A 1178-nucleotide genomic window follows, 5' to 3' on the forward strand; every position below is an offset into this window, starting at 1 on the left:
TCCTGTACTGAATTTTATATTTTCAGTATAGGAGGATTGGCTGACCATGCCTAGACGTGTCGTTATTGACTGCTTACTGCTTACTTTTCAATACGTGTCGTTATGGTGTGCTTACCTAAAAAGGGACCGACCCTAACCGTAATTGGTTAGGGCCGGTCCCTTTCTTATGCGTTGCGCGGTGGTAAATTAATTACCTTAGTCTTCGCGCTTCTTCTTCAGACCGAGCAAGCCGAGGAAGGCTACGCCCAGCCCACTCAACATTGCCCACGTAGCTGGTTGGTCCCCAGTCTGTGGCAAGTGTTGTTGTGCTTGTTGCTTAGTTGCGGTTTGGTTCGTTGACGTTGCGCCCTTCGTTTGGCCACCATTGGTCCCAACACCTGGCTTCATCGCCGAGCCAGTAGTCGCTTCAGTCACGTGCTTGTGCAGGTTTGCCTGCAGCGTGGTCGTGCTACCGTCCGCAAAGGTAACTTGTACGTTCCCGGCGGTATCAACCGTGATCGTCGCAATTGGGGCCGTTGGGTTGGTCGTCCGAATTGCTTCCTTGACTTGGTCTTGTTCGGCTTGCGTCAAGTGGTTCGGATCAACCACGTCGACCGCTTGCCCAGGGTTCAGTGGGTATTTATCCGCATCCGTCTTGACCGTTACCAAGTCGTGACCTGAAATCGTATTCGTGGAGCCATCCGGGTACGTGATGGTCGTCGTCCCATCGTCACCGACCGTGACCTTCGTCCCATCCGGCAGGTTCGAGTTCGCTTCGTCAACCTTGTCCTTAACGGCGTTCTTTTCATTGTCCGTTAACTTGGTTGGGTCATCAACCTTCACCTTGTCACCGCCTGGTACGTTTGGCGTGTTCTTATCAGCGTCACTCTTGCCTTCAATGACCTGGTCACCTGGGATCGTGTCCTTCGAGCCATCTGGGTAGGTGACCGTTACATCACCGTTGTCACCGACCGTGACCTTGCTACCTTCTGGCAGCGTCGACTTGCCATTCTCATCCTTGTTGGCGTCTTTAATGGCTTGTTCAACATCGGACTTTTCATCTTCCGTTAACTTGTTCGGGTCATCGACCTTCACCTTGTCGCCCGGTACCTTCGGTTCGTTCTTGTCAGCACTCTTCTTTGCTTCAACCAGCTTATCGCCTGTGATTGTGTCGACTGACTTGTCTGGGTAGGTAATTG

At 52.3% G+C, this 1178-nt stretch carries 1 protein-coding gene; it reads right to left on the minus strand.

The features are described from left to right. Positions 1-195: 195 nt before the first annotated feature. Positions 196-1178: LPXTG cell wall anchor domain-containing protein (locus tag QOS01_RS10280; RefSeq protein WP_283622257.1), on the minus strand; the 983-nt coding region annotated here is incomplete at its 5' end.

Source organism: Limosilactobacillus avium, assembly GCF_947381485.1.
Classification (GTDB): Bacteria; Bacillota; Bacilli; order Lactobacillales; family Lactobacillaceae; genus Limosilactobacillus; species Limosilactobacillus avium.